This is a genomic window from Lysinibacillus sp. Y5S-8, assembly GCF_036894365.1.
In the GTDB taxonomy this organism is placed as follows: domain Bacteria; phylum Bacillota; class Bacilli; order Bacillales_A; family Planococcaceae; genus Lysinibacillus; species Lysinibacillus fusiformis_D.
In genome coordinates this window covers 4,642,537-4,665,309 of sequence record NZ_CP145889.1, presented here as the reverse complement: position 1 = coordinate 4,665,309, position 22,773 = coordinate 4,642,537, and the positions used below count along the sequence as shown (strand labels likewise).

26 protein-coding genes are annotated in these 22,773 nt (G+C 36.7%); 20 read left to right on the top strand and 6 right to left on the bottom strand.

Annotation, left to right across the window (positions count from 1 at the left end; translation table 11 throughout):
- Positions 1-34 precede the first annotated feature (34 nt).
- The 5 genes from rsmG (at position 35) to V6670_RS22905 (ending at position 4,450) form a co-directional block, all read left to right on the top strand.
- Entirely contained in the window at positions 35-751 is a 717-nt protein-coding gene (rsmG, locus tag V6670_RS22925; protein ID WP_338652194.1) for a 16S rRNA (guanine(527)-N(7))-methyltransferase RsmG, read from the top strand.
- 179 nt (positions 752-930) lie between these two features.
- Positions 931-1,833 carry a nucleoid occlusion protein gene (noc, locus tag V6670_RS22920; RefSeq protein ID WP_036119540.1) on the top strand — a complete coding sequence of 301 codons (903 nt, stop codon included), beginning with the start codon at positions 931-933 and terminating at the stop codon, positions 1,831-1,833.
- Positions 1,834-2,053: 220 nt separating this feature from the next.
- Complete coding sequence (locus V6670_RS22915; protein ID WP_036119537.1) at positions 2,054-2,815, top strand: AAA family ATPase; 762 nt, start codon at positions 2,054-2,056, stop codon at positions 2,813-2,815.
- Positions 2,808-3,656: a ParB/RepB/Spo0J family partition protein gene (locus V6670_RS22910; protein WP_338652193.1), complete on the top strand. Its 849-nt coding sequence runs from the start codon at positions 2,808-2,810 to the stop codon at positions 3,654-3,656. Before V6670_RS22915 ends, V6670_RS22910 begins: the two co-directional genes overlap by 8 nt.
- A gap of 77 nt (positions 3,657-3,733) precedes the next feature.
- Positions 3,734-4,450 carry a DUF554 domain-containing protein gene (locus V6670_RS22905; RefSeq protein ID WP_338652192.1) on the top strand — a complete coding sequence of 239 codons (717 nt, stop codon included), beginning with the start codon at positions 3,734-3,736 and terminating at the stop codon, positions 4,448-4,450.
- Here the strand turns inward: V6670_RS22905 and yyaC are convergent.
- On the bottom strand, positions 4,367-4,999 hold the full coding sequence (yyaC, locus tag V6670_RS22900; protein WP_338652191.1) for a spore protease YyaC: 633 nt from the start codon (positions 4,997-4,999) through the stop codon (positions 4,367-4,369). The genes V6670_RS22905 and yyaC overlap by 84 nt on opposite strands.
- A 91-nt stretch (positions 5,000-5,090) precedes the next feature.
- On the opposite strand from yyaC, the gene V6670_RS22895 reads away from it, so the two are divergent.
- The 4 genes from V6670_RS22895 (at position 5,091) to V6670_RS22880 (ending at position 8,488) form a co-directional block, all read left to right on the top strand.
- Positions 5,091-5,963: a mechanosensitive ion channel family protein gene (locus V6670_RS22895; RefSeq protein WP_338652190.1), complete on the top strand. Its 873-nt coding sequence runs from the start codon at positions 5,091-5,093 to the stop codon at positions 5,961-5,963.
- Positions 5,963-6,163, top strand: a complete 201-nt coding sequence (locus V6670_RS22890; protein ID WP_036119522.1) for a DUF951 domain-containing protein — start codon at positions 5,963-5,965, stop codon at positions 6,161-6,163. The genes V6670_RS22895 and V6670_RS22890 overlap by 1 nt, the downstream gene beginning before the upstream one ends.
- A 99-nt stretch (positions 6,164-6,262) precedes the next feature.
- A complete protein-coding gene (gene ychF, locus V6670_RS22885; protein WP_338652189.1) occupies positions 6,263-7,363 on the top strand; it encodes a redox-regulated ATPase YchF in 1,101 nt (366 codons plus the stop codon).
- Positions 7,364-7,447: 84 nt separating this feature from the next.
- Complete coding sequence (locus V6670_RS22880; RefSeq protein ID WP_338652188.1) at positions 7,448-8,488, top strand: acyl-CoA dehydrogenase; 1,041 nt, start codon at positions 7,448-7,450, stop codon at positions 8,486-8,488.
- Between the two features lie 55 nt (positions 8,489-8,543).
- Here the strand turns inward: V6670_RS22880 and V6670_RS22875 are convergent, their stop codons facing one another.
- Positions 8,544-9,119 (bottom strand): DUF3267 domain-containing protein, encoded by a 576-nt coding sequence (locus V6670_RS22875; protein WP_141904588.1) that lies wholly within the window; start codon positions 9,117-9,119, stop codon positions 8,544-8,546.
- Between the two features lie 166 nt (positions 9,120-9,285).
- On the opposite strand from V6670_RS22875, the gene rpsF reads away from it, so the two are divergent.
- The 4 genes from rpsF to V6670_RS22855 all read left to right on the top strand — a co-directional run bounded on the left by rpsF (position 9,286) and on the right by V6670_RS22855 (position 10,818).
- Positions 9,286-9,573: a 30S ribosomal protein S6 gene (gene rpsF / locus V6670_RS22870; RefSeq protein ID WP_036119511.1), complete on the top strand. Its 288-nt coding sequence runs from the start codon at positions 9,286-9,288 to the stop codon at positions 9,571-9,573.
- Positions 9,574-9,616: 43 nt separating this feature from the next.
- A complete protein-coding gene (gene ssb / locus V6670_RS22865) occupies positions 9,617-10,189 on the top strand; it encodes a single-stranded DNA-binding protein (RefSeq protein WP_058844074.1) in 573 nt (190 codons plus the stop codon).
- Between the two features lie 39 nt (positions 10,190-10,228).
- Positions 10,229-10,465: a 30S ribosomal protein S18 gene (rpsR, locus tag V6670_RS22860; protein ID WP_004233359.1), complete on the top strand. Its 237-nt coding sequence runs from the start codon at positions 10,229-10,231 to the stop codon at positions 10,463-10,465.
- 218 nt (positions 10,466-10,683) lie between these two features.
- Positions 10,684-10,818 (top strand): hypothetical protein, encoded by a 135-nt coding sequence (locus tag V6670_RS22855; RefSeq protein ID WP_338652187.1) that lies wholly within the window; start codon positions 10,684-10,686, stop codon positions 10,816-10,818.
- Between the two features lie 268 nt (positions 10,819-11,086).
- Here V6670_RS22855 and V6670_RS22850 read toward each other — a convergent pair whose 3' ends face one another.
- The 3 genes from V6670_RS22850 to V6670_RS22840 are packed head-to-tail and all read right to left on the bottom strand — an operon-like array spanning position 11,087 to position 12,210.
- Positions 11,087-11,284 carry a hypothetical protein gene (locus tag V6670_RS22850; RefSeq protein ID WP_036119346.1) on the bottom strand — a complete coding sequence of 66 codons (198 nt, stop codon included), beginning with the start codon at positions 11,282-11,284 and terminating at the stop codon, positions 11,087-11,089.
- Between the two features lie 9 nt (positions 11,285-11,293).
- Positions 11,294-11,992: a hypothetical protein gene (locus tag V6670_RS22845; RefSeq protein ID WP_222423550.1), complete on the bottom strand. Its 699-nt coding sequence runs from the start codon at positions 11,990-11,992 to the stop codon at positions 11,294-11,296.
- Positions 11,993-12,036: 44 nt separating this feature from the next.
- On the bottom strand, positions 12,037-12,210 hold the full coding sequence (locus V6670_RS22840) for a hypothetical protein (protein WP_338652186.1): 174 nt from the start codon (positions 12,208-12,210) through the stop codon (positions 12,037-12,039).
- Between the two features lie 579 nt (positions 12,211-12,789).
- Here V6670_RS22840 and V6670_RS22835 point away from each other — a divergent pair.
- The 5 genes from V6670_RS22835 (at position 12,790) to V6670_RS22815 (ending at position 19,062) form a co-directional block, all read left to right on the top strand.
- Positions 12,790-13,731 carry a YybS family protein gene (locus V6670_RS22835; protein ID WP_141904587.1) on the top strand — a complete coding sequence of 314 codons (942 nt, stop codon included), beginning with the start codon at positions 12,790-12,792 and terminating at the stop codon, positions 13,729-13,731.
- Between the two features lie 13 nt (positions 13,732-13,744).
- Complete coding sequence (locus V6670_RS22830; protein WP_338652185.1) at positions 13,745-15,715, top strand: DHH family phosphoesterase; 1,971 nt, start codon at positions 13,745-13,747, stop codon at positions 15,713-15,715.
- Complete coding sequence (gene rplI, locus V6670_RS22825) at positions 15,715-16,161, top strand: 50S ribosomal protein L9 (protein WP_036119355.1); 447 nt, start codon at positions 15,715-15,717, stop codon at positions 16,159-16,161. Before V6670_RS22830 ends, rplI begins: the two co-directional genes overlap by 1 nt.
- Positions 16,162-16,174: 13 nt before the next feature.
- Positions 16,175-17,536 carry a replicative DNA helicase gene (dnaB, locus tag V6670_RS22820; protein WP_141904585.1) on the top strand — a complete coding sequence of 454 codons (1,362 nt, stop codon included), beginning with the start codon at positions 16,175-16,177 and terminating at the stop codon, positions 17,534-17,536.
- Between the two features lie 236 nt (positions 17,537-17,772).
- Positions 17,773-19,062: an adenylosuccinate synthase gene (locus V6670_RS22815; protein ID WP_338652184.1), complete on the top strand. Its 1,290-nt coding sequence runs from the start codon at positions 17,773-17,775 to the stop codon at positions 19,060-19,062.
- A 49-nt stretch (positions 19,063-19,111) separates the two neighbouring features.
- Here the strand turns inward: V6670_RS22815 and V6670_RS22810 are convergent, their stop codons facing one another.
- Positions 19,112-19,975, bottom strand: coding sequence for a YitT family protein (locus V6670_RS22810; RefSeq protein WP_058844109.1), 864 nt, complete (start codon positions 19,973-19,975; stop codon positions 19,112-19,114).
- A gap of 403 nt (positions 19,976-20,378) precedes the next feature.
- Here V6670_RS22810 and V6670_RS22805 point away from each other — a divergent pair, with 403 nt between their 5' ends.
- The gene (locus V6670_RS22805; protein ID WP_338652183.1) at positions 20,379-21,842 is read left to right on the top strand and encodes a M23 family metallopeptidase; all 1,464 of its coding nucleotides are present in this window, start codon (positions 20,379-20,381) and stop codon (positions 21,840-21,842) included.
- Between the two features lie 213 nt (positions 21,843-22,055).
- On the top strand, positions 22,056-22,769 hold the full coding sequence (gene yycF / locus V6670_RS22800) for a response regulator YycF (protein ID WP_036077923.1): 714 nt from the start codon (positions 22,056-22,058) through the stop codon (positions 22,767-22,769).
- The last annotated feature ends 4 nt before the right edge of the window (positions 22,770-22,773 follow it).

The window sequence follows — 22,773 nt, the reverse complement described above, 5'->3', positions numbered from 1 at the left end:
AGTAGTATAGTAAGATCGATAAAGGAGACTTTACATGAACGAACAACAATTTATTGAGGCTCTGAAAGAGAAAGGCATCGAACTTTCGGATAAGCAGATCGCTCAATTTAAAAAATATTTTGAATTACTTGTCGAGTGGAATGAAAAAATGAATTTAACCGCTATTACAGATTTAGAAGGCGTTTATTTAAAGCATTTCTTCGATTCGATCAGTGCCTCATTTTATTTTGATTTTTCAAAAGTAATTACTGTTTGTGATGTTGGAGCAGGTGCTGGTTTCCCTAGTATCCCTATTAAAATCTGTTTCCCGCATTTACATGTCACAATTGTCGACTCCTTAAATAAACGAATTACATTTTTAAATCATTTAAGTAATGAGCTACAATTAGAGAATATGCATTTTGTACATGCACGAGCAGAAGAGTTTGGTCAAAATACAAAATATCGTGAACAATTTGATGTGGTAACAGCACGCGCTGTAGCTCGTTTATCAGTGTTATCTGAGCTATGCGTACCTTTAGCAAAGCAAGATGGTTATTTTGTTGCTTTAAAGGCTGCAGCAGGAGCAGAGGAATTAAAGGATGCTAAAAAAGCTTTAATAACATTAGGTGTTAAACTGAGAGAAGAATTTTCTTTCAAGCTACCTGTTGAAGAAAGTGACCGCACTTTATATATATTTGATAAAATAAAAGGAACACCGAAAAAATACCCGCGTAAGCCAGGTGTACCAAATAAAACACCAATTCAATAATTAGTGTTTCATGTGAAACTTCTCAAAGTAGAAAATATTTTTTCTATTTTGAGCATACATACTAGTTATGGATGGTTCACGCAAAAGACATCTATGAACTATATACATTTGATGAAATATAATAAATAATAATAGAATGACACTTAGCAAGATAGTTACTTAAAGGTGGTGCCACTTGGATGAAAAGTCCTTTTTCACGTTTTTTTGGAGGCGGGAGTAAAACGGAGCCTATTGTGAAAAATGAAGTAGAACAAGCAGAGGCGGTTCATGCAGCGGAAGAAGTCATAAAGTTGCCTATTGATCAAATTGTACCTAACCGTTTTCAGCCACGTACTATTTTTGATGATGAAAAAATTGAAGAATTATCAAGAACCATTCATACACATGGTGTGATTCAGCCAATTGTTGTACGTAAAACATCAGAAAATCAATATGAAATCATTGCCGGTGAGCGCCGTTACCGAGCGATGAAAAAGCTACAATGGACAGAGGTCCCTGCTATTGTACGTAATTTAACTGATAAGGAAACAGCTTCTATTGCGCTAATAGAGAACTTACAGCGTGAGGAGTTAACCGCAATTGAAGAAGCGGTAGCCTATCAAAAATTATTAGAGCTTCATGAGCTAACACAAGAAGCTCTGGCCCAAAGACTTGGAAAAGGACAATCCACTGTAGCCAATAAATTGCGTTTATTAAGGCTGCCGGATGAAGTGCAGCAAGCCATTTTGAAGCGTAAAATATCTGAACGACATGCACGTGCATTAATTGCTATTAAGGATCAACCATTACAATTAGAAATTTTACAGCTATCGATTGATAATGAATGGAATGTTCGTCAGTTAGAGGAGCAAATTCAAGCCATATTAAACCCAGTCACAGACGAGCCAGAAGAAACAGTACCAAAGAAAGCAAAACCAAAACGTAAGGCTATAAGTAAAGATGTGCGCATTGCTTTAAATACCATTAAACAATCACTAACAATGGTAACGAAAAGTGGTATTACAGTAAAAACAGAAGAAGAAGATACAGAGGAATACTATCAAATTACAGTGAAGATACCTAAAAAGAAAAAGGTGCAATAAATTATTTTAGAAAAGTAATATATTGTTCTATCCAACACTGAACAGAGGAGATATCTCAGAAAAATAAATGAGATGTCTCCTTTTTTGTATATATTCTTAATATTTTATACAACTCTCTTCAATTTTTTTGATAGAATGAAAGTTAGATAGCGTATTAAATAGTGATTTTACAAATGATTTGTCAAAGTTAAGTTTGATAGATGAAAGCAGGTGCTTTTAAATGGGTAGAATTATAGCAATCGCCAATCAAAAGGGTGGCGTAGGTAAAACAACAACTTCGGTCAATTTGAGCGCTTGCCTAGCATATTTAGGTAAGAAAGTGCTATTAATTGATACCGATCCTCAGGGGAATACAACAAGTGGACTTGGTATTAATAAAGGAGAAATACAAGCTTGTATTTATGATGTGCTCATTGATGATGAAGATGTTGAAAATGTCATTCAAAAAACAAACGTAGAGAATTTATCAATCGTGCCAGCAACCATCTCACTTGCAGGTGCAGAAATTGAATTGGTTTCGACTATTTCAAGAGAAGTGCGTTTAAAACATGCACTGCAAAATGTGAAAGAAGATTTCGATTATATAATTATTGACTGTCCTCCATCTTTAGGGCTTTTAACTATTAATGCTTTAACAGCTTCAGATGCGCTCATTATCCCTGTACAATGCGAATATTATGCGTTGGAAGGGCTAAGTCAATTGCTCTCAACTGTTCGACTTGTTCAAAAGCATTTAAATCAGCAGCTCTATATTGATGGCGTTCTATTAACAATGCTAGATGCACGCACAAACTTAGGCTTGCAAGTTATTGATGAAGTAAAAAAATATTTCCAAGATAAAGTATACAAGACGATCATTCCTCGTAATGTGCGATTAAGTGAGGCACCAAGTCATGGTCAACCAATCATCACTTATGACGCAAAATCGAGAGGTGCAGAAGTTTATTTGGAGATGGCGAGGGAAGTGATTAAAAATGGCTAAAGGTTTAGGAAAGGGTATTGGTGCACTATTTCCAGGAGAGTCTTTAGAGCAAAGTGGTCAAGTGGAAGAAATTCAATTAGATTTAATTGTGGCGAACCCCTTTCAACCTCGTAAAATTTTTGATGAAGAAAGTTTACAAGAGTTAGCAGATTCTATTAAAGAACATGGTATTTTGCAGCCAATTGCTGTGCGCAAAAAAGGGCGTAAATTTGAAATTGTTGCAGGGGAACGTCGTTATAGAGCATGTCTGTTAGCTGAATTAGAGGTTATTCCTGTCATCATAAAAGAGCTATCAGATGCACAAATGATGGAGTTAGCTATTTTAGAAAATCTTCAACGTGAGGATTTAACCGTTATTGAAGAAGCGGAAGCCTATCAGAGTCTAATGGAAAACTTACATTTAACTCAAGAAGAATTATCGAAACGGTTAGGGAAAAGTAGACCACATATCGCTAATCATGTTCGGTTGCTTGCTTTACCAGAAGATGTACGTAAACTTATGAATGATGGCACCTTATCGATGGGGCAGGGACGAGCATTACTCGGTCTGAAAAATAAAAGAAGAATTTCAGAAGTGGCTAATAAGGTCATTAATTTAGGTTTGAATGTACGGCAGGTTGAAATGCTAGTACAAAACTTAAATGAAGAAGTTTCACGTGAAACAATTCCACCAAAGAAGAAAGATATATTTGTATCAGCCAAGGAATCCCAATTACGAGACTACTTTGGAACAAATGTTCAAATCAAAAAAACAAATAATAAGGGGAAAATTGAAATTGAATTTTATTCTGAAGATGATTTAGAACGTATTTTAGAAATACTAAATTTACAGGAAGAATAAAATACATTTCTATAACTTAATCAGAGCGCCAAGCAAATAGGCGCTCTCTATTTTTTAGAGAGAAGGAAGGCTTAAGTGTGGTATTACTAGGGGCATTGATTAATGCTGTGCTAATAGTAGCAGGTGCATTAGTAGGGCGCATTTTCAAAAATATTCCTGAATCTATGAAATCTACTGTACTATCTATTATTGGCTTAGCAGTCACATTATTAGGGATAAAAATGGGCTTTGAAAGTGATAATTTTATTATATTAGTAGTAAGTTTAGTAGTAGGTACTGTAATAGGTGAGTGGTTAGATTTAGATAGACAAATGAATCGTCTAGGGAAATGGGTAGAGAGTTTATTTCGTACAAAACGAAATGACCAAAATCAAATTAGCATAGCAGAGGGCTTTGTCACTGCCTCCTTAATTTTTGTTGTTGGGTCAATGGCTGTAATCGGTGCACTCGATAGTGGTCTTCGTAATGATCATAATGTATTAATTACAAAAGGATTAATAGATGGGTTTACATCCATTATTCTAGCATCCACTTTAGGCATTGGTGTATTGCTATCCGCCGTACCTGTTTTTGTTTATCAGGGATTAATCGCACTTTTTGCAGGCGTTATCAGTTCCTTGATACCTGATGCTGCACTACAAATGTACATTACAGAAATGACAGCTGTAGGCGGTGTAATGATTATGGCAATAGGGTTAAATATTGCTGGCTTAGCTAAGATCAAAGCTGCTAACTTGCTGCCAGGTATCGTCATTGTTGGTATTATGGTGGCTATCTTCTACACTTTTCAATGAATATCGATGGGCAGCCAATAATAAAGCTCTTGAAAGCTTTTCAGCCATAGCATAAGAAATATGAAGTCTTGTATTTTGTAAAACAAGCATTTCCATAAAGCCTCCAATATTGACGATTCCTTTAACGGAAATGTCTCCGATTGGGGGTAATTCTTTTTTTACAGCCTTGCCAGGGAAGATGGGTCCGCTTTGAACTGAAATATGACCAACATTTTGCTCACTGCCTAGACAGGCATCAATCGCAATAATGAAAGGTTTTGTAGTATGATTGTGTAGCTGTTGCATTGTAGAATCAAGATTTAGAGCATGTAAAGGATCTTCTAAAGAACCTACAATTTCATAGGGAAAGCTGACAGATTTTTTTAAAAAACTACCTGTTAATGGCCCAAGTGTATCACCCGTACAACGGTCACTGCCAATACAACAAAAAATTAGTCGTTCATGATGAAACGGTATATGTTCTAAAAATAATGTACTTAATTGCCAAACGGCATTTTTACTCTCGTGATGAAGGGAATAAGGTAGTAACAAATTTGGTATAGTATTCATAAAAAAACTCACTTTCTTTTTATTTTTAGAAGTGCTCAATTTTTATGCAGTATACGCAAATTTTTAGCAAGTTATTCAAGAGGTGGTAATTATGGAAGAGAATAAAAAATTAATGGAGAGATACTGGGATAAGCTCACATCTGAGGCCCTTTGGGAATCGGTTATTAATGCATCTTTAGAGATATTGCTCATTTTATTAGCATCATGGATTGCAGTAAGATTAGGTAAAAAATTTATTAAAAAAGTGTTTTTAATACGAATGCGCTCCCCATTAAACCACTCAGAGCGACGCCAACGAACAATTGCAAGATTATTACAAAGCGTGATTTCCTATGTTGTTTATTTCTCTGCAATCATTGGTATTCTTTCTTCCTTAGAAATAAAGGTAGCAGGTTTATTGGCTGGTGCAGGGATTGTTGGTTTAGCAATCGGTTTTGGCGCTCAAAGCTTAGTGAAGGATGTTATTACTGGATTCTTTATTATCTTTGAAGATCAGTTTGGTGTAGGGGATTATATAAAGATTAACGCAGCAGAAGGTACGGTTGTAGAAATTGGTTTACGTACAACAAAAATTAATGGTGCTACAGGGGAGCAATTCATCATTCCGAATGGTGCAATTGGTGAGGTCGTCAATTATTCTGTTAACAACTCCAAAATTTTTATAGATTTACAAATGGCTACTGAGGCTGATTTTGAAAAAGCAGAGGCAGTTATTAATAAGTATTTAGAAACATTACCAAAAATGCACAAGGAGCTAATAGCGACTCCAGTATTTTTAGGTGTGCAAAATGTTAAAGGGACAGAGGTAACGATACGAATAGCTGCTGAAACATTACCGCAACAGCAATATGGAGTAGCACGTAGTATTCGCCGTGACGTTACCAAACTTTTTGAAGAAAATAATATACCAATGGCCTATCCAAAAATGATGTTCTATGGCAAAGAAGAAGGGAGAAGTGAATAATGGAAGCGAAAAAATTTGGTTTAAATGATATTGTTGAAATGAAGAAACAACATCCATGTGGTACTAATAAATGGAAAATCATTCGTATGGGAGCAGACGTACGTATCAAATGCGAAGGATGTCAGCATAGTGTAATGATTCCACGCCGTGACTTTGAGAAAAAAATGAAAAAGGTTTTAATTTCTGCTAATGAGGCGTAACATCAGGCATATTAGACTTTTTATGAGTGAATCAATATAATAGATAAGGTTATATGAGAGAAAAAATTTGAACTGAGTATAGAAAGGTTGTGTCCATTCATGGCATTAACAGCTGGAATCGTTGGTTTACCTAACGTTGGAAAATCAACATTATTTAACGCAATTACAAAAGCGGGCGCATTGGCTGCAAACTATCCATTCGCAACGATTGATCCAAACGTTGGTATCGTTGAAGTACCTGATGCACGTTTAGATAAATTAACAGAATTAGTTGTACCGAAAAAAACTGTACCAACTGCATTTGAGTTCACAGATATCGCAGGAATTGTAAAAGGTGCTTCCAAAGGTGAAGGATTAGGGAATAAATTCCTTGCTCATATTCGTGAAGTAGATGCAATTTGTCAGGTTGTACGTTGTTTTGTAGACGAAAACATTACGCACGTATCTGGTGCAGTAGACCCTATTGATGATATAGAGGTTATTAATCTGGAGCTTGCACTTGCTGATTTAGAATCTGTAGATAAACGTTTACAACGTGTTAGCAAAATGGCAAAACAAAAAGATAAAGAGGCTATGGTGGAAGAGCCAGTTCTTCTAAAAATTAAAGAGCAATTAGAAAACGGTAAACCGGCACGTGCGGCTGAGCTTTCTGATGATGAACTAAAGATAATTAAAGGTCTTCATTTACTAACAATTAAACCAATGCTATATGTAGCAAACGTTTCAGAAGATGAAGTAGTAGATGCTGACAATAATGAGTATGTGAAAAAAGTACGTGAGTATGCTTCAGCAGAAGGTGCTCAAGTTATTACAATTTGTGCAAAAATCGAAGAAGAAATTTCTGAGCTTGATGATGAAGAAAAAGCTATGTTCTTAGAAGAACTTGGAATTAAAGAATCAGGCTTAGATCAGTTAATCCGTACTTCTTATGATTTATTAGGATTAGCTACTTACTTCACTGCAGGCGTACAAGAGGTACGTGCATGGACGTTCCGTAAAGGGATGAAGGCGCCACAATGTGCAGGTATCATCCATACGGATTTTGAACGTGGCTTTATTCGAGCAGAAACAGTTGCTTATGCTGATCTATTAGAGGCAGGTTCTCAAGCAGCAGCGAAGGAAGCTGGTAAAGTACGTCTTGAAGGTAAAGAATATGAAGTACAAGATGGCGATATTATGCTGTTCCGCTTTAATGTATAAAAACTGACAAGGGCAATCGAAAATGGTTGCCCTTTTTCGATTGTATCATTATCAGAATTTTTAACGTATGGAGGCGACTAACGCATGAATGCTTTGCAAATTAAGGAACGTGGTTTAGAGTTTGAGCAACTGGGGATGCTACCACAGGACGTCTTAGATTTTATTTATGAGCAACAATTATTTAAATTGTTCACGTCAAAAGAATTAGGTGGTAAGGATTTAGATTTAGTAGAGGGTGTAAAAGTATTTCAGCAAATGTCTGCACTCGATGGTAATGTCGGGTGGCTAATTACTATTGGTACAGGTGGAAATGCATTTATCCCAACATTCAGCCAGGATATTTGTGAGAAAATCTATATGCCTAAAGAAGCAGTCATAGCAGGCAGTGGTTATCCAACGGGAATAGCATTAAAAACAGATGGAGGCTACTACATAACGGGGCAGTGGAAGTATTGTAGTGGCTCCAACTATGCGTCAACATTTACAATGAACTGCTATATTGAAGAAAATGGTGTCAAAACAGAAAAAATTATTAGCTGCTCTGTGAACCCGCAAGATGTTGAAATTTTGAACGATTGGTGTGCCATGGGATTGAAGGCAACAGCAAGTCATACAATCCGTGTGAACAATGTTTGGGTGCCACAGGAAGCTACTTTTCAATTAGGTACTATCAGAAATAATTATGGCGATTCAGTACATAGCTTTCCATTTACCACTTTTGCGGAAGCTTCCTTTTTAAGTGTTTGTCTTGGGATAACAGAGAATTTTTTAGAAGAAGCAACCGTTTTAATGAAGCAACGAAATCATGATAGAAGCTGGGCTGAGCATATTGGATCCCTTCAGTTTTTATTAATGCAACAGCAGAAACGTTACAAGCAATACGAGGAACAATTCTATACAACATTATCTAAATATTGGGAATTACATCAACATGGTGATCAATTATCCGAAGAGGACTTATCACAATTTACACAAATGAGTAAGGATATTGCTGCAGCTTGCCTAGAGATAGCGAATAATTTAATACGCAGTCTTGGTATGGATGCTATTACAGAAACATCCACTATTAATCGTATTTGGAGAAATTTATACACAGCGGCCCAGCACGGATTTTTAACGCCTTAAATTAGAATCTGTAGCTAGTCATTTCTACGCTACAGATTCTTTGAATGATGAAGTGTTACTTTAGTGAGCTATCCTTTTCCAGTGGTAGATAGACATAAAGTTTCGGCAATTTGGGATCATCCCGTATCAAAGCATCTCTTGGATATTTTCGTAATTCTTTATACATGGCAAAATCACCTACTGCTCCTGCAATTAAAAAAGCCCCAATCAGGATCAAAACCGTACTATTGAGATAAAACCCAACGATAGTTGGAAGGATGCCGGTTGTCCAGAATGGCAGTAATAGAGCTTTTTTCATAGCGTGATTGAAGAGAGGCTGTTCAGTCGTCGCATAGGCAATGCCAAGCTCTAAATTGATGCCATATTTTAAAGCCTTAAAGGGTACTTTGCCAAAAAACATAAAACCAATTAAATGAAAAACCTCATGTAGGATAATAAAAATAATATACAACACCACGAACAGTGCTGTGCCACCAACCATGTTCCAAAAAGAAAAATGAAAATCTTTAAAGCAAATATATTGAATAGCTGTAAATAATATGACAAGACCACTAGTGATCACAAAATTGTCGATCATTAATTTCTTTAAATCTAATTCGATAACAATAGGCTCTTTATTATTAGTTAGCATGAAGGCGCTCCTTTCAAATATACTGTCATTATATAATGAATTATTAGTTTGTGACTTGAAAGAAATGTATCTATATGTTACAATTCATTGATGTGAGTAATAATTAATTACTTGCTCCTTGCTCCCTTCAATAGGAGAGCCTAAGTCCATAAGGAGGTGTAAACAGATGAGAAAATACGAATTAATGTACATCGTACGTCCGAACATTGAAGACGAAGCGAAGAAAGCTTTAGTTGAACGTTTCAACGAAATCTTAACTTCTAACGGTGCAGAAGTCATCGAATCAAAAGAGTGGGGCAAACGCCGCTTAGCTTATGAAATTAAAGACTTCCGCGAAGGTTACTACCAAATCGTAAAAGTAAACGCTTCTTCAGATGCAATCAACGAGTATACACGTCTTGCTAACATCAGCGAAGACATCATTCGCCACATTGCAGTTCGCCAAGAAGCTTAATAATTAATTTTTAACAAAACGCTGAAAAGGAGGTTGCATTCTGATGATAAACCGTGTCGTATTAGTCGGAAGACTAACAAAAGATCCTGAGCTACGTTATACACCAAATGGAATTGCGTCTACAAGATTTACAGTTGCTGTAAACCGTGCATTCTCAAATCAACAAGGTGAACGCGAAGCTGATTTCATTAGCTGTGTTGCATGGCGAAAACAGGCTGAAAACCTAGCGAACTTCATGCGAAAAGGAAGTTTAATTGGGGTAGAAGGCCGTATTCAAACAGGCAGTTATGAAGGACAAGACGGTAAGCGAGTATACACAACAGATGTCGTGGCAGATAGCGTACAGTTTTTAGAACCCCGTAATGGTAGCGGTGCACCTGCTCCTCAATACGGTGGTGGACAAACTTACGGTAATAACCAACCGTCATATGGCGGTGGTCAACCACAACAACAGTTTGGTGGCGGCGCAATGCCAGGACAGGGTTCCTATGGCGGCGATGCTTATCAGCAAAATCAACCACCTATGAATCAGCCGAATTATACACGTGTAGATGAGGACCCATTTGCGAATAGCAAAGGGCCAATAGAAGTATCTGAGGATGATCTTCCATTCTAATGCTTCTAAATTATAAAAAAGATAAGGAGGAGACATACTATGGCACCACGTCGCGGAGGCCGCAAACGCCGTAAAGTTTGCTACTTCACTTCAAACAATATTACGCACATCGACTACAAAGATGTAGATTTATTAAAAAAATTCATCTCTGAGCGCGGTAAAATTTTACCACGTCGCGTAACTGGCACAAGTGCAAAGTACCAACGTAAATTAACTTCAGCTATTAAAGTATCTCGTATCATGGGATTACTTCCATTCGTAGCAGAAGACAAATAATATTAAAAAAAGTACAACATTGGTTATTGAACCTTTGTTGTACTTTTTTTATGTATTTCATTTTAAATATATGTAAAAATATTATAGCAATAGCTACGGATTATTGTAGAGGTCTTAGATTTTATAAATACTTTAGAACAAAAAGGGTTATCACCAAATACTGTAAAAGATTATTTAGAAGGTTTAAAGTTTTTTATTTATGGCTAAAACAGGAGAGTTTGAAATTCTATGAAGTAAAGTCAGCAGATATACCAAACTTCATTGAGTTTATTGAAAATCGTCAAGCTAGTAAAAAGGTTTCTCCTGCAACATTAAATCGTTACTTAGCAACAACTAGTTTCTTTTATAGTTAAAACAATAAAAGTGTGAGTTAATCTGAATATGTATCTCGTATAAACTTTCTAAAGATATTTTTCCATGAAAAGATATAGCTGGAGGACATATTTACCAAGCAGTTTTATAAATTGAAATTAGAAGGAACAAGTCTGAATTTATTTTTGAACGCTTAGACAAAATAAAACTGTATTCTTTTACCTCTTGTTTAAAATCATCCTCAGTAAAAAAGAGTAGTCAAAGTTGACTACTCCTTAATACCACGGCTTTATTCATTTAATAAATATATTACTCTCTTTTTGCATCTAATCGCCGACGAAATACTAAAGCTGAGACAGCGAAAATAACGAAAGCTAATGTTGAAGCAGCAGTAACCATCTGCAACACAATTCCTATTGGAGATTTGAACAACAAGGCGACCGAGATGATTAAAACGGCACCAGTTAAACCCATTCCTAAAATCGAGATTGCCAAAACCTTATTCATCTAATCACCTCACAGGTAGTTGAAACAAGCTACCGCTCCAGCAATACCCCCTGCACCAATAACAGCATATGCTCCAATACATGCAGCACAGATCGGAGCAGTTACTGGTGTCGGTGCTGCACACGAACCGCCACACGCAACCGCAATAATATAAGCCACCGTACCACCGACACCAAGTACTGCTCCAAGACAACTTGCCACTGCTCCTACACCCATGGGTTGAATCATAGATGGCTCTTCTGCAAGTAATTCTTCATCCGTCATATAAGCAATCCCAGCATCCTGAGATTTAACAAGTGTTCCATTCAAATACGTCGAAATCTGGAAGTTTCCTAGCTCATTCTGGGTAACCAGCATTTCATTTGTCTGCAATACATTATGATCCTCATCTAAGAATACCGTTATATTACTAGGAAGGCTATAATCCCCATGCAAAGGAACTGTAACCGCCGTAACTCCACCACCAACAGTGTACACACTCGAACCTTCCAAATCAAATGCAGACACAGGAGCTACATTCTCAACTTTCCCCTTCTCGACTGCACGGAGCGTTGTATTAACAAGTTCCTTAGCAAGTTTGCCAGTAACTACAACAATACTCGGAGCATCCTCAGCTTGCACAGAAACATCTTTAGCTGGAGACAAACCTAAACAAAAAATAGTAAAGATCATTAATACTGGCAAATATATTTTTTTTGCCATTGACATAATAAAACCTCCCATTTTTAGTATTTTGTTACAAATTATTAATTCTACACCAAATCAGAATTTCCTCCTTTTTGGTAATTAATATATTTATCTGCAACAAAAAAGTAGACATTACTTTTTTCTATTTTTTTGAGTTGATAACTCGTGCAATTAACACTTAACAGCCTTTGAGGTTGCATCAAATACAGGATAGCTCTTCCTAATTCTGTATCTAACATGATCCTATCCCTCAAGGGCTTTTTGTGTTTAAAAGTAGTATGAATACAAAGAAGAAAGGAAGGATTGGTCTATAATAATAAAACTCAGATTATACATGTTTTTTGTTTGATAGTGTTATCAATTGAATACACAAGGATTACACACTGTATGGTAAGAAAGAGACGTACTATGGCACCACGCTGCGTAACTGGCACTAGCGCTAAGATTAACTTCAACTATCAAAGTATCTCGTATCATGGATTCGTAGCAGAAGATAAATAAGATTGATGACGTTAAGGTAACGGACCTTACATCAACTTAAAAACCAGCATATTACGATATTCGAATCGGTATATGCTGGTTTTTTGTTATAGGTAAAAGTCTTTTTTTCAAGCCTAATATACGTTTTCTCTTCATGGACCGTTGAATTTGCACCAGTAATGTACCAAAGTATTTTATAAGCAAGCGCAATAATACTAAACAAGAATGATAAAATTAATGGCAATGCATATAGTGATCTAAGTGATTTTTGTTCAATACTATGAAAAAATGGTACAATAAAGGGTAGTAAGTTTGACTGAAAAAAAGGAAGGTTTTCAATGCCGAATAATCAAACAAAAGCGCTTGTACAAGGCTCAATGATGGTTGCACTTTTTACAATATTAATGCTGATTTCTGCATATGTACCATTCATCTTTATAGTAGCTTTATTATTCGCTCCTCTACCGATTGCTTGGTATAGTGCAAATTACAAGCGTTCCTCATCAATACTCGTCGCAATAGTAGGCTGTATCCTAACCACTATCACGAGTGGAATAACCATGCTACCGTTTGCCTTTATTTTAGGGCTATTAGGTGTCATTATAGGTAATGCAATTTATCTGAAGAAAAGTAAGCTCTATTTATTTATGTCAACAGGGATTGCTAATCTAATCTCCATGGCAATGGTTTATCTTGCCTATGTAAAACTTGCAGGAATTGACTTCATTAGCATGAGTTTAGAAATGGTTCGTAAAAATTATGAACAATCTAATGAATTTGCAAAAAATGTAACGGGTCAAGTAGCCTTACAACCAGAACAGCTTGAGGCGATGCTTAAAACAATCGAGCTGACGATGCCTGCAACGATAACAATATCAGCATTTTTTGCTGCATTTATTATCATCACGTTAAATTTACCAGCTTTAAAACGACTAGGAGTAGATGTACCAAAGTTTGCTCCGTTCCAAAATATGAGATTACCACGCTCTATTTTATGGTATTACATGATTGTTTTATGCATTAATCTGTTTATGCGTCCAGAGGCTGGTTCCACGTTAGATATAATTGTATTAAATGTTTCTTATATTTTATGGATGTTACTCATTCTACAAGGGATATCTTTTATCCATTATTTCATTTCTAAAAAGGGCATGCCAACAGGAGTAAAATGGGTAGCTACCTTGTTAGCTATTCCGTTATCATCTTTCATGATTTTACTTGGTATTGTTGATTTAGGTTTTGACGTACGTGCACTTGTAAAGGGGAAAACTAAAGAATAAGGGGCTGATTGTAATGGGGACTTTTAGAAAACGACCAATTCGCTATCCGCTTTTTGTTCTTTCCATATTTGGAATTGTGACGTTCGTGCTTCTATGTATTTGGAATATCGGGATAGGTATCGGTTATGGGGTAGGTTTTATTTTATTAATGGCCTACACATGGAAGGTAGAAAAGATTGCTTTTGAAGAAACAGAAAAGCATATTGAATCCATTTCCTTCCGAATGAAAAAAGTAGGCGAAGAGGCATTACTTGAAATGCCTATCGGGATATTGCTGGTTAACGAGCAATATGAAATCGAATGGTCGAATCCATATATGCAAGGTATCTTAAATATGGAATCATTAGTGGGAGAAGGTATTGTCGATATATCTGACGACATCTATGTATTAATGAAGACTGAGGAAACAAACGAGGCTACGATTACACTAAGTGATCGGAAATATCGTGTGTATTATAAAAAAGAGGAACGACTACTATACTTCTTTGATATAACGGAACAGATTGCCATTGAAAAGCAATACTATGCAGATCGTACAGTTATTGCTATCTTATTTGTCGACAATTATGATGAAATCACGCAAGCTATGGACGACCAACCACGAAGTTTAACAAATACAATGGTTACGTCAATTGTCAATGAATGGGCTGCTGAGCATGGTGTATTTGTCAAACGAATATCATCAGATCGTTTTTTAGCGGTACTAAACGAATCTATTTTAACAGAGCTTGAAAAGAAAAAATTTGCTATTTTAGATACTATTCGAGAAAAAACAGCTCAGAAAAATTTATCATTAACATTAAGTATTGGTGTAGGGGCTGGATCATCATCACTAGTAGAGCTTGGTGAATTGGCACAATCGAGTCTAGATCTTGTATTAGGGCGTGGCGGTGACCAAGTGGCAATCAAACAACCTACTGGAAAGCTTAAATTTTACGGTGGGAAAACGAATCCAGTTGAAAAGCGTACACGAGTTAGAGCTCGCGTCATTTCACACGCATTGCGTGATTTAATTCAAGACAGTGACCAAGTGTTTGTTATGGGACATAAAAATCCTGATATGGATTCCATAGGTGCATCTGTGGGTGTACGAAAAATGGCTCAGATGAATGATGTAAAAGGCTTCGTCATTATAAACTTTGATGAATTAAATGGTAGTGTGACACGACTCATGAATGAAATTGAGAGTAAATCCGATTTCTATGAAAATTTCCTAACACCTGAGGAAGCTGCTGGGAAAATGACAGAAAAATCATTGCTCGTGATCGTGGATACTCATAAACCGAATTTAGTCATCGATGAACACTTATTGAAGCTAGCTGAAAAGGTTGTCGTAATCGACCACCATCGTAGAAGTGAGGACTTTATAGAAAATCCTACTCTTGTTTATATGGAACCATATGCGTCATCGACGGCCGAGTTAGTGACAGAGTTACTAGAATATCAGCCGAAGCGTGCAAAGATCAATATGCTGGAGGCTACAGCGTTACTGGCAGGCATTATTGTCGATACCAAAAGCTTTACACTTCGAACAGGAGCACGTACATTTGAAGCGGCTTCATATTTACGAACGAATGGTGCTGATACAATATTGGTGCAGCGTCTTTTAAAAGAAGATGTGGACACATATATTGAGCGCTCCAAAATTGTGCAAACCGTGCAATTTGTAAAACCTGGAGTTGCTATTGCTGTAGGAGAGGAATCGAAAGTGTATGACTCTGTCTTAATTGCACAAACAGCAGATATTTTACTAACGATGAAGGATGTTAGTGCATCCTTTGTCATTGCACATCGAGCAGATGGAAAAATCGGTATAAGTGCAAGATCTCTAGGGGAGGTCAATGTACAGCTCATCATGGAAAGGCTTGGCGGTGGTGGACATTTAACGAATGCTGCCTGCCAAGTAGATGCTAAATCCATTGATGGAGTGAAAAAACATTTAGAAGAGGCTATAAATGAGGTCTTTGAAGGGAGTTCTGACTAATGAAAGTAGTATTTTTAAAAGACGTTAAAGGAAAAGGAAAAAAAGGTGAAATTAAAAATGTAGCTGATGGCTATGCACAAAATTTCCTGATTAAAAATGGCTATGCAGCTGAAGCAAATGCTCAAGCACTAAGTCAATTAGATGGACAAAAAAAATTAGAAGCCAAAAATGCGGCTGCTGAATTAGCTGAAGCACAAGCATTAAAAGAGAAATTAGAAGCGTTAACAGTTGAGGTAAAAGCAAAATCAGGTGAAGGTGGCCGCTTATTCGGCTCAGTATCAACGAAGCAAATTGCTGATGCATTACAAAAAGTACATGGCATTAAAATTGATAAACGTAAAATGACTTTACCTGATGGAATTCGTGCTCTTGGCTTTACAAATGTTCCTGTAAAATTGCACCATGAAGTATCAGCAACGTTAAAAGTACATGTAACGGAAGAATAAGGAGCGACGATCCATGAGCGAACCGATGATGGACCGCGTTCCACCGCATAACCGGGAGGCGGAGCAATCGGTTATCGGTGCAATATTTCTTGAACCACAGGCGTTAATAACAGCATCAGAAATTTTATTGGCGGATGATTTTTATTTAAATGCCCATAAGAAAATTTTTGAAACGATGCTACGCTTGAGTGATCAAGGAAAAGCGATAGATGTTGTAACAGTTACTGAAGAGTTATCAGCTAAAAAAGAGATTGAAGATGTTGGCGGGCTATCTTATTTACTAGAGCTCGCCAATGCTGTCCCTACAGCTGCCAATGTCGCACATTATGCCAAAATCGTTGAGGAAAAGGCGCTATTACGTCGATTGATTCGTGTAGCTACGAAAATTGTTGAGGATGGCTACACACGTGAAGACGAAGTAGAGGCATTGTTAGGCGAAGCAGAGAAGAAAATGATGGAGGTTGCCAATCGAAAGAATGCTGGTGACTTTAAGCATGTTAAAGATGTGCTAGTAGAAACATTCGATAATATTGAGCAACTTCAATCACAAAAGGGAGATGTAACGGGTATACCGACAGGCTTCCGTGATTTAGACAATATTACGGCGGGCTTCCAGCGCAATGATTTAATCATTGTAGCAGCACGTCCTTCTGTAGGGAAAACGGCCTTTGCGTTGAATGTGGCGCAAAGTGTCGCCGTACAAGCGCGTGAGAATGTGGCAATATTTTCTTTAGAGATGGGTGCAGAGCAACTTGTCATGCGTATGCTTTGCGCAGAAGGCAATATTGATGCACAAGTTTTACGTACAGGTGCTTTAACTACGGAAGATTGGGGTAAACTAACTATGGCAATGGGTAGTTTATCGAATTCAGGAATTTTTATTGATGATACACCAGGTGTACGAATCAATGAAATTCGTGCAAAATGTCGACGTTTAGCACAGGAAAATGGACTCGGAATGATCTTAATCGATTATTTACAGTTAATTCAAGGTAGTGGCAAACCGGGAGAAAACCGTCAGCAAGAAGTATCGGAGATTTCACGTTCCTTAAAGGGACTAGCCCGTGAATTAAAGGTTCCTGTTATTGCACTATCACAGCTATCTCGTGGGGTTGAGCAGCGACAGGATAAACGACCAATGATGAGTGACTTACGTGAATCGGGAAGTATTGAGCAAGATGCTGATATTGTTGCCTTTTTATATCGTGATGACTATTACGATAAAGAATCTGAGAGTAAAAATATGATCGAAATTATTATTGCAAAACAGCGTAATGGTCCAACAGGAACCGTTACACTGGCCTTTAAAAAGGAATTCAATAAGTTCATTAATGTGGATTGGTCTCAAATGCCACCACCACCGCCACGTGATTAGTCGTTATTCAGATAAGTTGCCTCTTAAGTAATGCAATATTACCCATAGATTAAATTAATCTGAATGTTCGATAATATTCATATCATTCTGTTATTAAACACGAACGTTGAATCAGATTTTTTGATTTTATGTTCGTGTTTTTTCACTGTTTTTTATTGACGGGGCGTTTCTATCATTGTTACAATGATTGAGGCTTGAAAATTGAGATACAAAGGTATCTAACGGAGGTGCTGATTATGACATCAGTAGTAGTTGTAGGAACACAGTGGGGAGATGAAGGGAAAGGTAAAATTACAGATTTCCTTTCGCAAAAAGCCGATGCAATCGCTCGCTTTGCAGGTGGAGATAATGCAGGACATACCATTAAAATTGATGGTGAAACATACAAACTACATTTAATTCCATCAGGGATCTTCTATAAAGAAAAAACTTCAGTAATTGGTAATGGATTAGTTGTCAATCCAAAGTCATTAGTAACAGAGCTTAAAGGTTTACAGGAGCGCGGCATTAATACAGATAATCTACGTATTTCTAATCGTGCACATGTTATTTTGCCTTATCATATTAAGCAAGATATTGCAGATGAAGAAAGTCGTGGCGATAATAAAATCGGCACAACTTGTAAAGGGATTGGACCTTGCTATCAAGATAAAGTAGCACGTATTGGAATCCGTATGGCTGATTTACTTGATAAGGAAATCTTTGAAGAAAAACTACGTCATAATTTAGCCATTAAGAATAAATTATTTGAGAAATTCTATGAAGTTGAAGGCGTAACATTCGAAGAAATTTTCGAGGAATACTATGGCTATGGACAAGAAATCGCAAAATATGTCGCAGATACATCTAAAATCTTAAATGATGTCCTTGATGAAGGCGGCAAAGTGTTGTTTGAAGGTGCACAAGGAATTTTACTTGATGTCGATCAAGGTACGTATCCATATGTAACATCTTCAAACCCAGTTGCAGGTGGTGTAGCGATTGGAGCAGGTGTTGGTCCATCACGTGTGACAAGTGTTATTGGCGTATCGAAGGCCTATACATCTCGTGTAGGAGATGGTCCTTTCCCAACAGAATTATTTGATGAAGTGGGTCAACAAATTCGTGAGGTTGGTCGCGAATACGGTACAACAACAGGTCGTCCACGTCGTGTAGGTTGGTTCGATACAGTCGTTGTTCGTCATTCACGTCGTGTAAGTGGAATTACACATCTTGCACTTAACTCTATTGACGTTTTATCTGGTTTAGAAACAGTAAAAATCTGTACAGCATATAACTATAAAGGTGAAACAATTACGGAGTATCCAGCAAATCTTCATATTATTGAACAATGTGAGCCGATCTATGAAGAGCTTCCAGGCTGGTCAGAGGATGTAACGAGCTGCCGCACTTTAGAAGAGCTACCTGAAAACGCGCGACGCTATGTAGAGCGCGTCAGTGAGTTAACTGGCATTCAAATTGCTACTTTCTCAGTGGGACCTGCTCGTGAGCAAACAAACGTTTTAGTGGATGTTTGGGAAGCCTAATAAAGTAAAATAAATTGAAATGGGCGTGCCATATGAGGTACGCCCATTTTTAGTGAATATCCCTTTTCTTAAAGCGACCGCCTTTTACCTCGGCGATATTACCGATGGCTAAAAATGCATTGTCATCAATTTCTGCAACAATTGATTTTAACTTCGCTTCTTCTAAACGAGTAATAACGGTAAAGATGACTTTCTTATCGTTCCCCGTATAAGCCCCCTCCCCATGAAGGAAGGTAACACCACGACCAAGTCGATCCATAATCGTTTGTCCAATTTCATCAATGTCATCACTTATGATATAAACCGATTTTGATTCTTCTAATCCTTGAATAACAATATCAATCATTTTATAGGCAATATAGTAGGCAATGATGGAGTACATGGCTTGCTCCCAATTAAAAACAAAACCTGCCACTGCAAAAATAATGACGTTGAAGATCATAATGATTTCCCCGACTGAAAACGGTGTCTTGCTATTAAATAAGATAGCTAATATTTCAGTTCCATCCAATGAACCACCATAACGAATGACAATACCGACCCCAACGCCTAAAATCATTCCACCAAAAACTGTAGCCAGTAGTGTGTCTTCCGTAAATGGATGTATGTTATGTAAGGCAAGTGTTGCTAACGAGAGTACAGTAATACCGAGCCCTGTAGAAATAGCAAAGGTTTTCCCAATTTGTTTATAGCCTAAAAAAATAAAAGGTAAGTTTAAAATGAAGATGAAAATACCAAGGGGTAAATTTAATAAATGAGATGTGATAATGGAAACGCCTACGATGCCTCCATCCATGATGTGGTTAGGTACTAAAAATAGCTCCAAGCCCAATGCCATTATTATTGCACCTAGCGGAACCATAATAATTCTAAGAAAAATTTTACGCATATTATTTTTCTGCAGTCTCAACATTTTTGTTGAAATCTCAGAGGTTTGTGAATCACTCAATTTAATCGCTCCAATCAAATAATGTATTTTCTTTTATAGTTTATCGGAATATTAAAAAAGTAAAAAGTATTAAGTCGAAATTCACTTGAAAAAACTTAGAGATTAATATACCAATGGCTCAATATAGTCTATCTTATCCTTCTATAGACAGGTGTTTTCTATAACCCAATATATGAATAAAAATACAGTAATTACTAACTATATAAAATATATTCTATGTAACAATTAGTAGATAAATAATACATTTACATTACAAAAGGGGGAAATCATTCAAACGCCATTTTCTTTATGGTAAATTATAAGGGTGCAAAAAATCCTTGTGGGTAAATAATCCTACTATAGGGTAAAGTTGGAAGGGGCTTTATTGATGAATTCGTTTTGGAAAAGAAAAGAAGAAAACAATAGATTCACCTACAATTTTTCTTCTTTTAAAAAGGCTTCAATCGTTGCAGTTTTAATGACAAGCCTAACGATTAATATGGGTTTTGCTAAGGAATATAATAAAGAAAACTTAAATAAAATTTTCCACGTTTATGTGGGAAATGAATATATTGGTGCAGTATCTGATGAGAAAGCTATTCAAGAAATCATTGCCTCAAAAGAAAAAGTAGCGAGTCAGCAATTCAAAGGATTATCGATTGACGCTAGTTCAGCTGTTAAAATAATCCCAGAGCAAGTATTTGCGAATGAAACAAAAGATGCGGAAACGTTATCCAAACTTGAGCAATCTTTAGTAGCAAAATCGGATGCTTTTACATTATTAGTTGATCATAAACCCGTTGTATCATTAAAGAATACAGAGGCTTATGAAAAGACTGTCCAATTGTTAAAGCTACAATATGTTTCTCAGCAAGAATTAGATAAACTTGCTAAAACCCAGCAAGCTATTAACAATTTACCTGAATTACAAAATGGTGAATCTCGTCTATTAGATATTTCGTTTAAACAGGGAGTTTCGGGATTGTCGCAAAAAGTTACACCGACTGAAATTGTATCACCTGAGCAAGCGGTAAAATATTTAATGACAGGCTATCTTGAGCAAGAGACATATAAAATTCAATCAGGTGATGTGTTAGGGTCGGTTGCTAAAAAACACAATTTAACAACAAGCGAACTATTAGCCTTGAATCCTGACATTACAGTGGATACAGTTTTACAAATTGGACAAGCACTAAATGTTACAGTGGCAAAACCGTTTGTAACACTTGAAGTGAAAAAAGAAAAGAAAGTTGCAGATGAAATTCCATTTAAAAAAGTGGTCAAAGAAGACCCTACAATGTATAAAGGCGAAAAAGTAATTAAACAAGAAGGCGCAAATGGAAAAAAAGAAACAACCTATGCATTAACGTCTGAAAATGGAGCACAAACTTCAAAAGTTGCATTAGCAGAAAAAGTTATTCAACAACCAGTAGATCAAATTGAAGTAGTTGGTACAAAGGTAATTTCTTCACGAGGAACTGGTGAATTTGCATGGCCAGCAGTAGGAGGCTATATTTCAAGTGGCATGGGTGAACGTTGGGGAGCCTTCCATCGAGGTATAGATATCGCTCGTCCAAGTAACTACAATATTTTAGCTGCTGATAATGGCGTAGTTGTTGCAGCTGGTACTTCAGGCAGCTATGGTAATCGCATTGTTATCAATCACAATAATGGCTATACTACACTTTATGGGCACCTATCTTCAATTAATGTTGAAGTGGGCCAAGTAGTGGAAAAGGGTTCTGTAATTGGAATAATGGGTTCTACTGGAAATTCGACAGGTACACATTTACACTTTGAAGTTGAAAAGAACGGTTCATTAGAGAATCCGTTATCTTATGTAGGTCGATAAACATGTGGAATAGAAGGCAGTCCAAATGGTGGGCTGTCTTTTTCAATTATTTCCCGAGAAATAATTGTTGGAATATATCATTTTCTGTCACAGTATAAGATGGATTGAATATCGATTAATGCATAGAACTCGAAAGCATGATAGAGTTAAGAGTAGTGAATTTACAAATACACATTGTTTAAGAATAGATAAAAAGCGAAAGGGAGAGAATGAATGAACAAAACCATTTTAGTTGTTGACGATGAAAAACCAATCGCAGATATTTTGCAATTTAATTTGATAAAAGAAGGCTATAAAGTTATTTGTGCTTATGATGGTGATGAGGCATTAAAAAAAGTAGAGGAAGAGCAACCAGATTTAATGCTTTTAGATATCATGCTACCAAAGCGCGATGGAATGGAAGTGTGTAGAGAAGTACGTAAAAAATACGATTTCCCTATTATTATGCTAACTGCTAAAGGCTCTGAGATTGATAAAGTATTAGGATTAGAGATGGGTGCAGATGATTATGTCACAAAGCCATTTAGTACACGAGAGCTGATTGCACGTGTGAAGGCTAATATGCGCCGTCTACAAGTTGTTGCTCCTGCAGCAGAAGAGGCTGAGGAAGAATCTAATGAGATTGTTGTGGGATCTCTTGTTATCCAACCAGATGCTTATTTAGTAATGAAGCGTGATGAAGCAATTGAACTGACACATCGTGAATTTGAATTACTTCATTATTTAGGAAAACATATTGGTCAGGTCATGACACGAGAGCACTTACTACAAACAGTATGGGGCTATGATTACTTTGGTGATGTACGAACAGTTGACGTAACAATTCGTCGTTTACGGGAAAAAATTGAGGATAATCCTAGTCATCCCGCTTGGATCGTCACACGACGTGGTGTAGGTTATTATTTACGAAATCCTGAACAGGAGTAATAGG

What these genes read in the sequence shown, in the direction of transcription:
- V6670_RS22805 (WP_338652183.1), top strand. Translation starts at nt 20,379, where the DNA reads ATGAATTCGTTTTGGAAAAGAAAAGAAGAAAACAATAGATTCACCTAC.
- V6670_RS22830 (WP_338652185.1), top strand. Translation starts at nt 13,745, where the DNA reads ATGGGGACTTTTAGAAAACGACCAATTCGCTATCCGCTTTTTGTTCTT.
- noc (WP_036119540.1), top strand. Translation starts at nt 931, where the DNA reads ATGAAAAGTCCTTTTTCACGTTTTTTTGGAGGCGGGAGTAAAACGGAG.
- V6670_RS22815 (WP_338652184.1), top strand. Translation starts at nt 17,773, where the DNA reads ATGACATCAGTAGTAGTTGTAGGAACACAGTGGGGAGATGAAGGGAAA.
- rplI (WP_036119355.1), top strand. Translation starts at nt 15,715, where the DNA reads ATGAAAGTAGTATTTTTAAAAGACGTTAAAGGAAAAGGAAAAAAAGGT.
- V6670_RS22910 (WP_338652193.1), top strand. Translation starts at nt 2,808, where the DNA reads ATGGCTAAAGGTTTAGGAAAGGGTATTGGTGCACTATTTCCAGGAGAG.
- rpsR (WP_004233359.1), top strand. Translation starts at nt 10,229, where the DNA reads ATGGCACCACGTCGCGGAGGCCGCAAACGCCGTAAAGTTTGCTACTTC.
- V6670_RS22915 (WP_036119537.1), top strand. Translation starts at nt 2,054, where the DNA reads ATGGGTAGAATTATAGCAATCGCCAATCAAAAGGGTGGCGTAGGTAAA.
- V6670_RS22840 (WP_338652186.1), bottom strand. Translation starts at nt 12,210, where the DNA reads ATGTTAGATACAGAATTAGGAAGAGCTATCCTGTATTTGATGCAACCT.
- dnaB (WP_141904585.1), top strand. Translation starts at nt 16,175, where the DNA reads ATGAGCGAACCGATGATGGACCGCGTTCCACCGCATAACCGGGAGGCG.
- ychF (WP_338652189.1), top strand. Translation starts at nt 6,263, where the DNA reads ATGGCATTAACAGCTGGAATCGTTGGTTTACCTAACGTTGGAAAATCA.
- yyaC (WP_338652191.1), bottom strand. Translation starts at nt 4,999, where the DNA reads ATGAATACTATACCAAATTTGTTACTACCTTATTCCCTTCATCACGAG.
- rsmG (WP_338652194.1), top strand. Translation starts at nt 35, where the DNA reads ATGAACGAACAACAATTTATTGAGGCTCTGAAAGAGAAAGGCATCGAA.
- yycF (WP_036077923.1), top strand. Translation starts at nt 22,056, where the DNA reads ATGAACAAAACCATTTTAGTTGTTGACGATGAAAAACCAATCGCAGAT.
- V6670_RS22835 (WP_141904587.1), top strand. Translation starts at nt 12,790, where the DNA reads ATGCCGAATAATCAAACAAAAGCGCTTGTACAAGGCTCAATGATGGTT.
- V6670_RS22890 (WP_036119522.1), top strand. Translation starts at nt 5,963, where the DNA reads ATGGAAGCGAAAAAATTTGGTTTAAATGATATTGTTGAAATGAAGAAA.
- V6670_RS22880 (WP_338652188.1), top strand. Translation starts at nt 7,448, where the DNA reads ATGAATGCTTTGCAAATTAAGGAACGTGGTTTAGAGTTTGAGCAACTG.
- V6670_RS22875 (WP_141904588.1), bottom strand. Translation starts at nt 9,119, where the DNA reads ATGCTAACTAATAATAAAGAGCCTATTGTTATCGAATTAGATTTAAAG.
- rpsF (WP_036119511.1), top strand. Translation starts at nt 9,286, where the DNA reads ATGAGAAAATACGAATTAATGTACATCGTACGTCCGAACATTGAAGAC.
- V6670_RS22845 (WP_222423550.1), bottom strand. Translation starts at nt 11,992, where the DNA reads ATGTCAATGGCAAAAAAAATATATTTGCCAGTATTAATGATCTTTACT.
- ssb (WP_058844074.1), top strand. Translation starts at nt 9,617, where the DNA reads ATGATAAACCGTGTCGTATTAGTCGGAAGACTAACAAAAGATCCTGAG.
- V6670_RS22810 (WP_058844109.1), bottom strand. Translation starts at nt 19,975, where the DNA reads ATGTTGAGACTGCAGAAAAATAATATGCGTAAAATTTTTCTTAGAATT.
- V6670_RS22895 (WP_338652190.1), top strand. Translation starts at nt 5,091, where the DNA reads ATGGAAGAGAATAAAAAATTAATGGAGAGATACTGGGATAAGCTCACA.
- V6670_RS22850 (WP_036119346.1), bottom strand. Translation starts at nt 11,284, where the DNA reads ATGAATAAGGTTTTGGCAATCTCGATTTTAGGAATGGGTTTAACTGGT.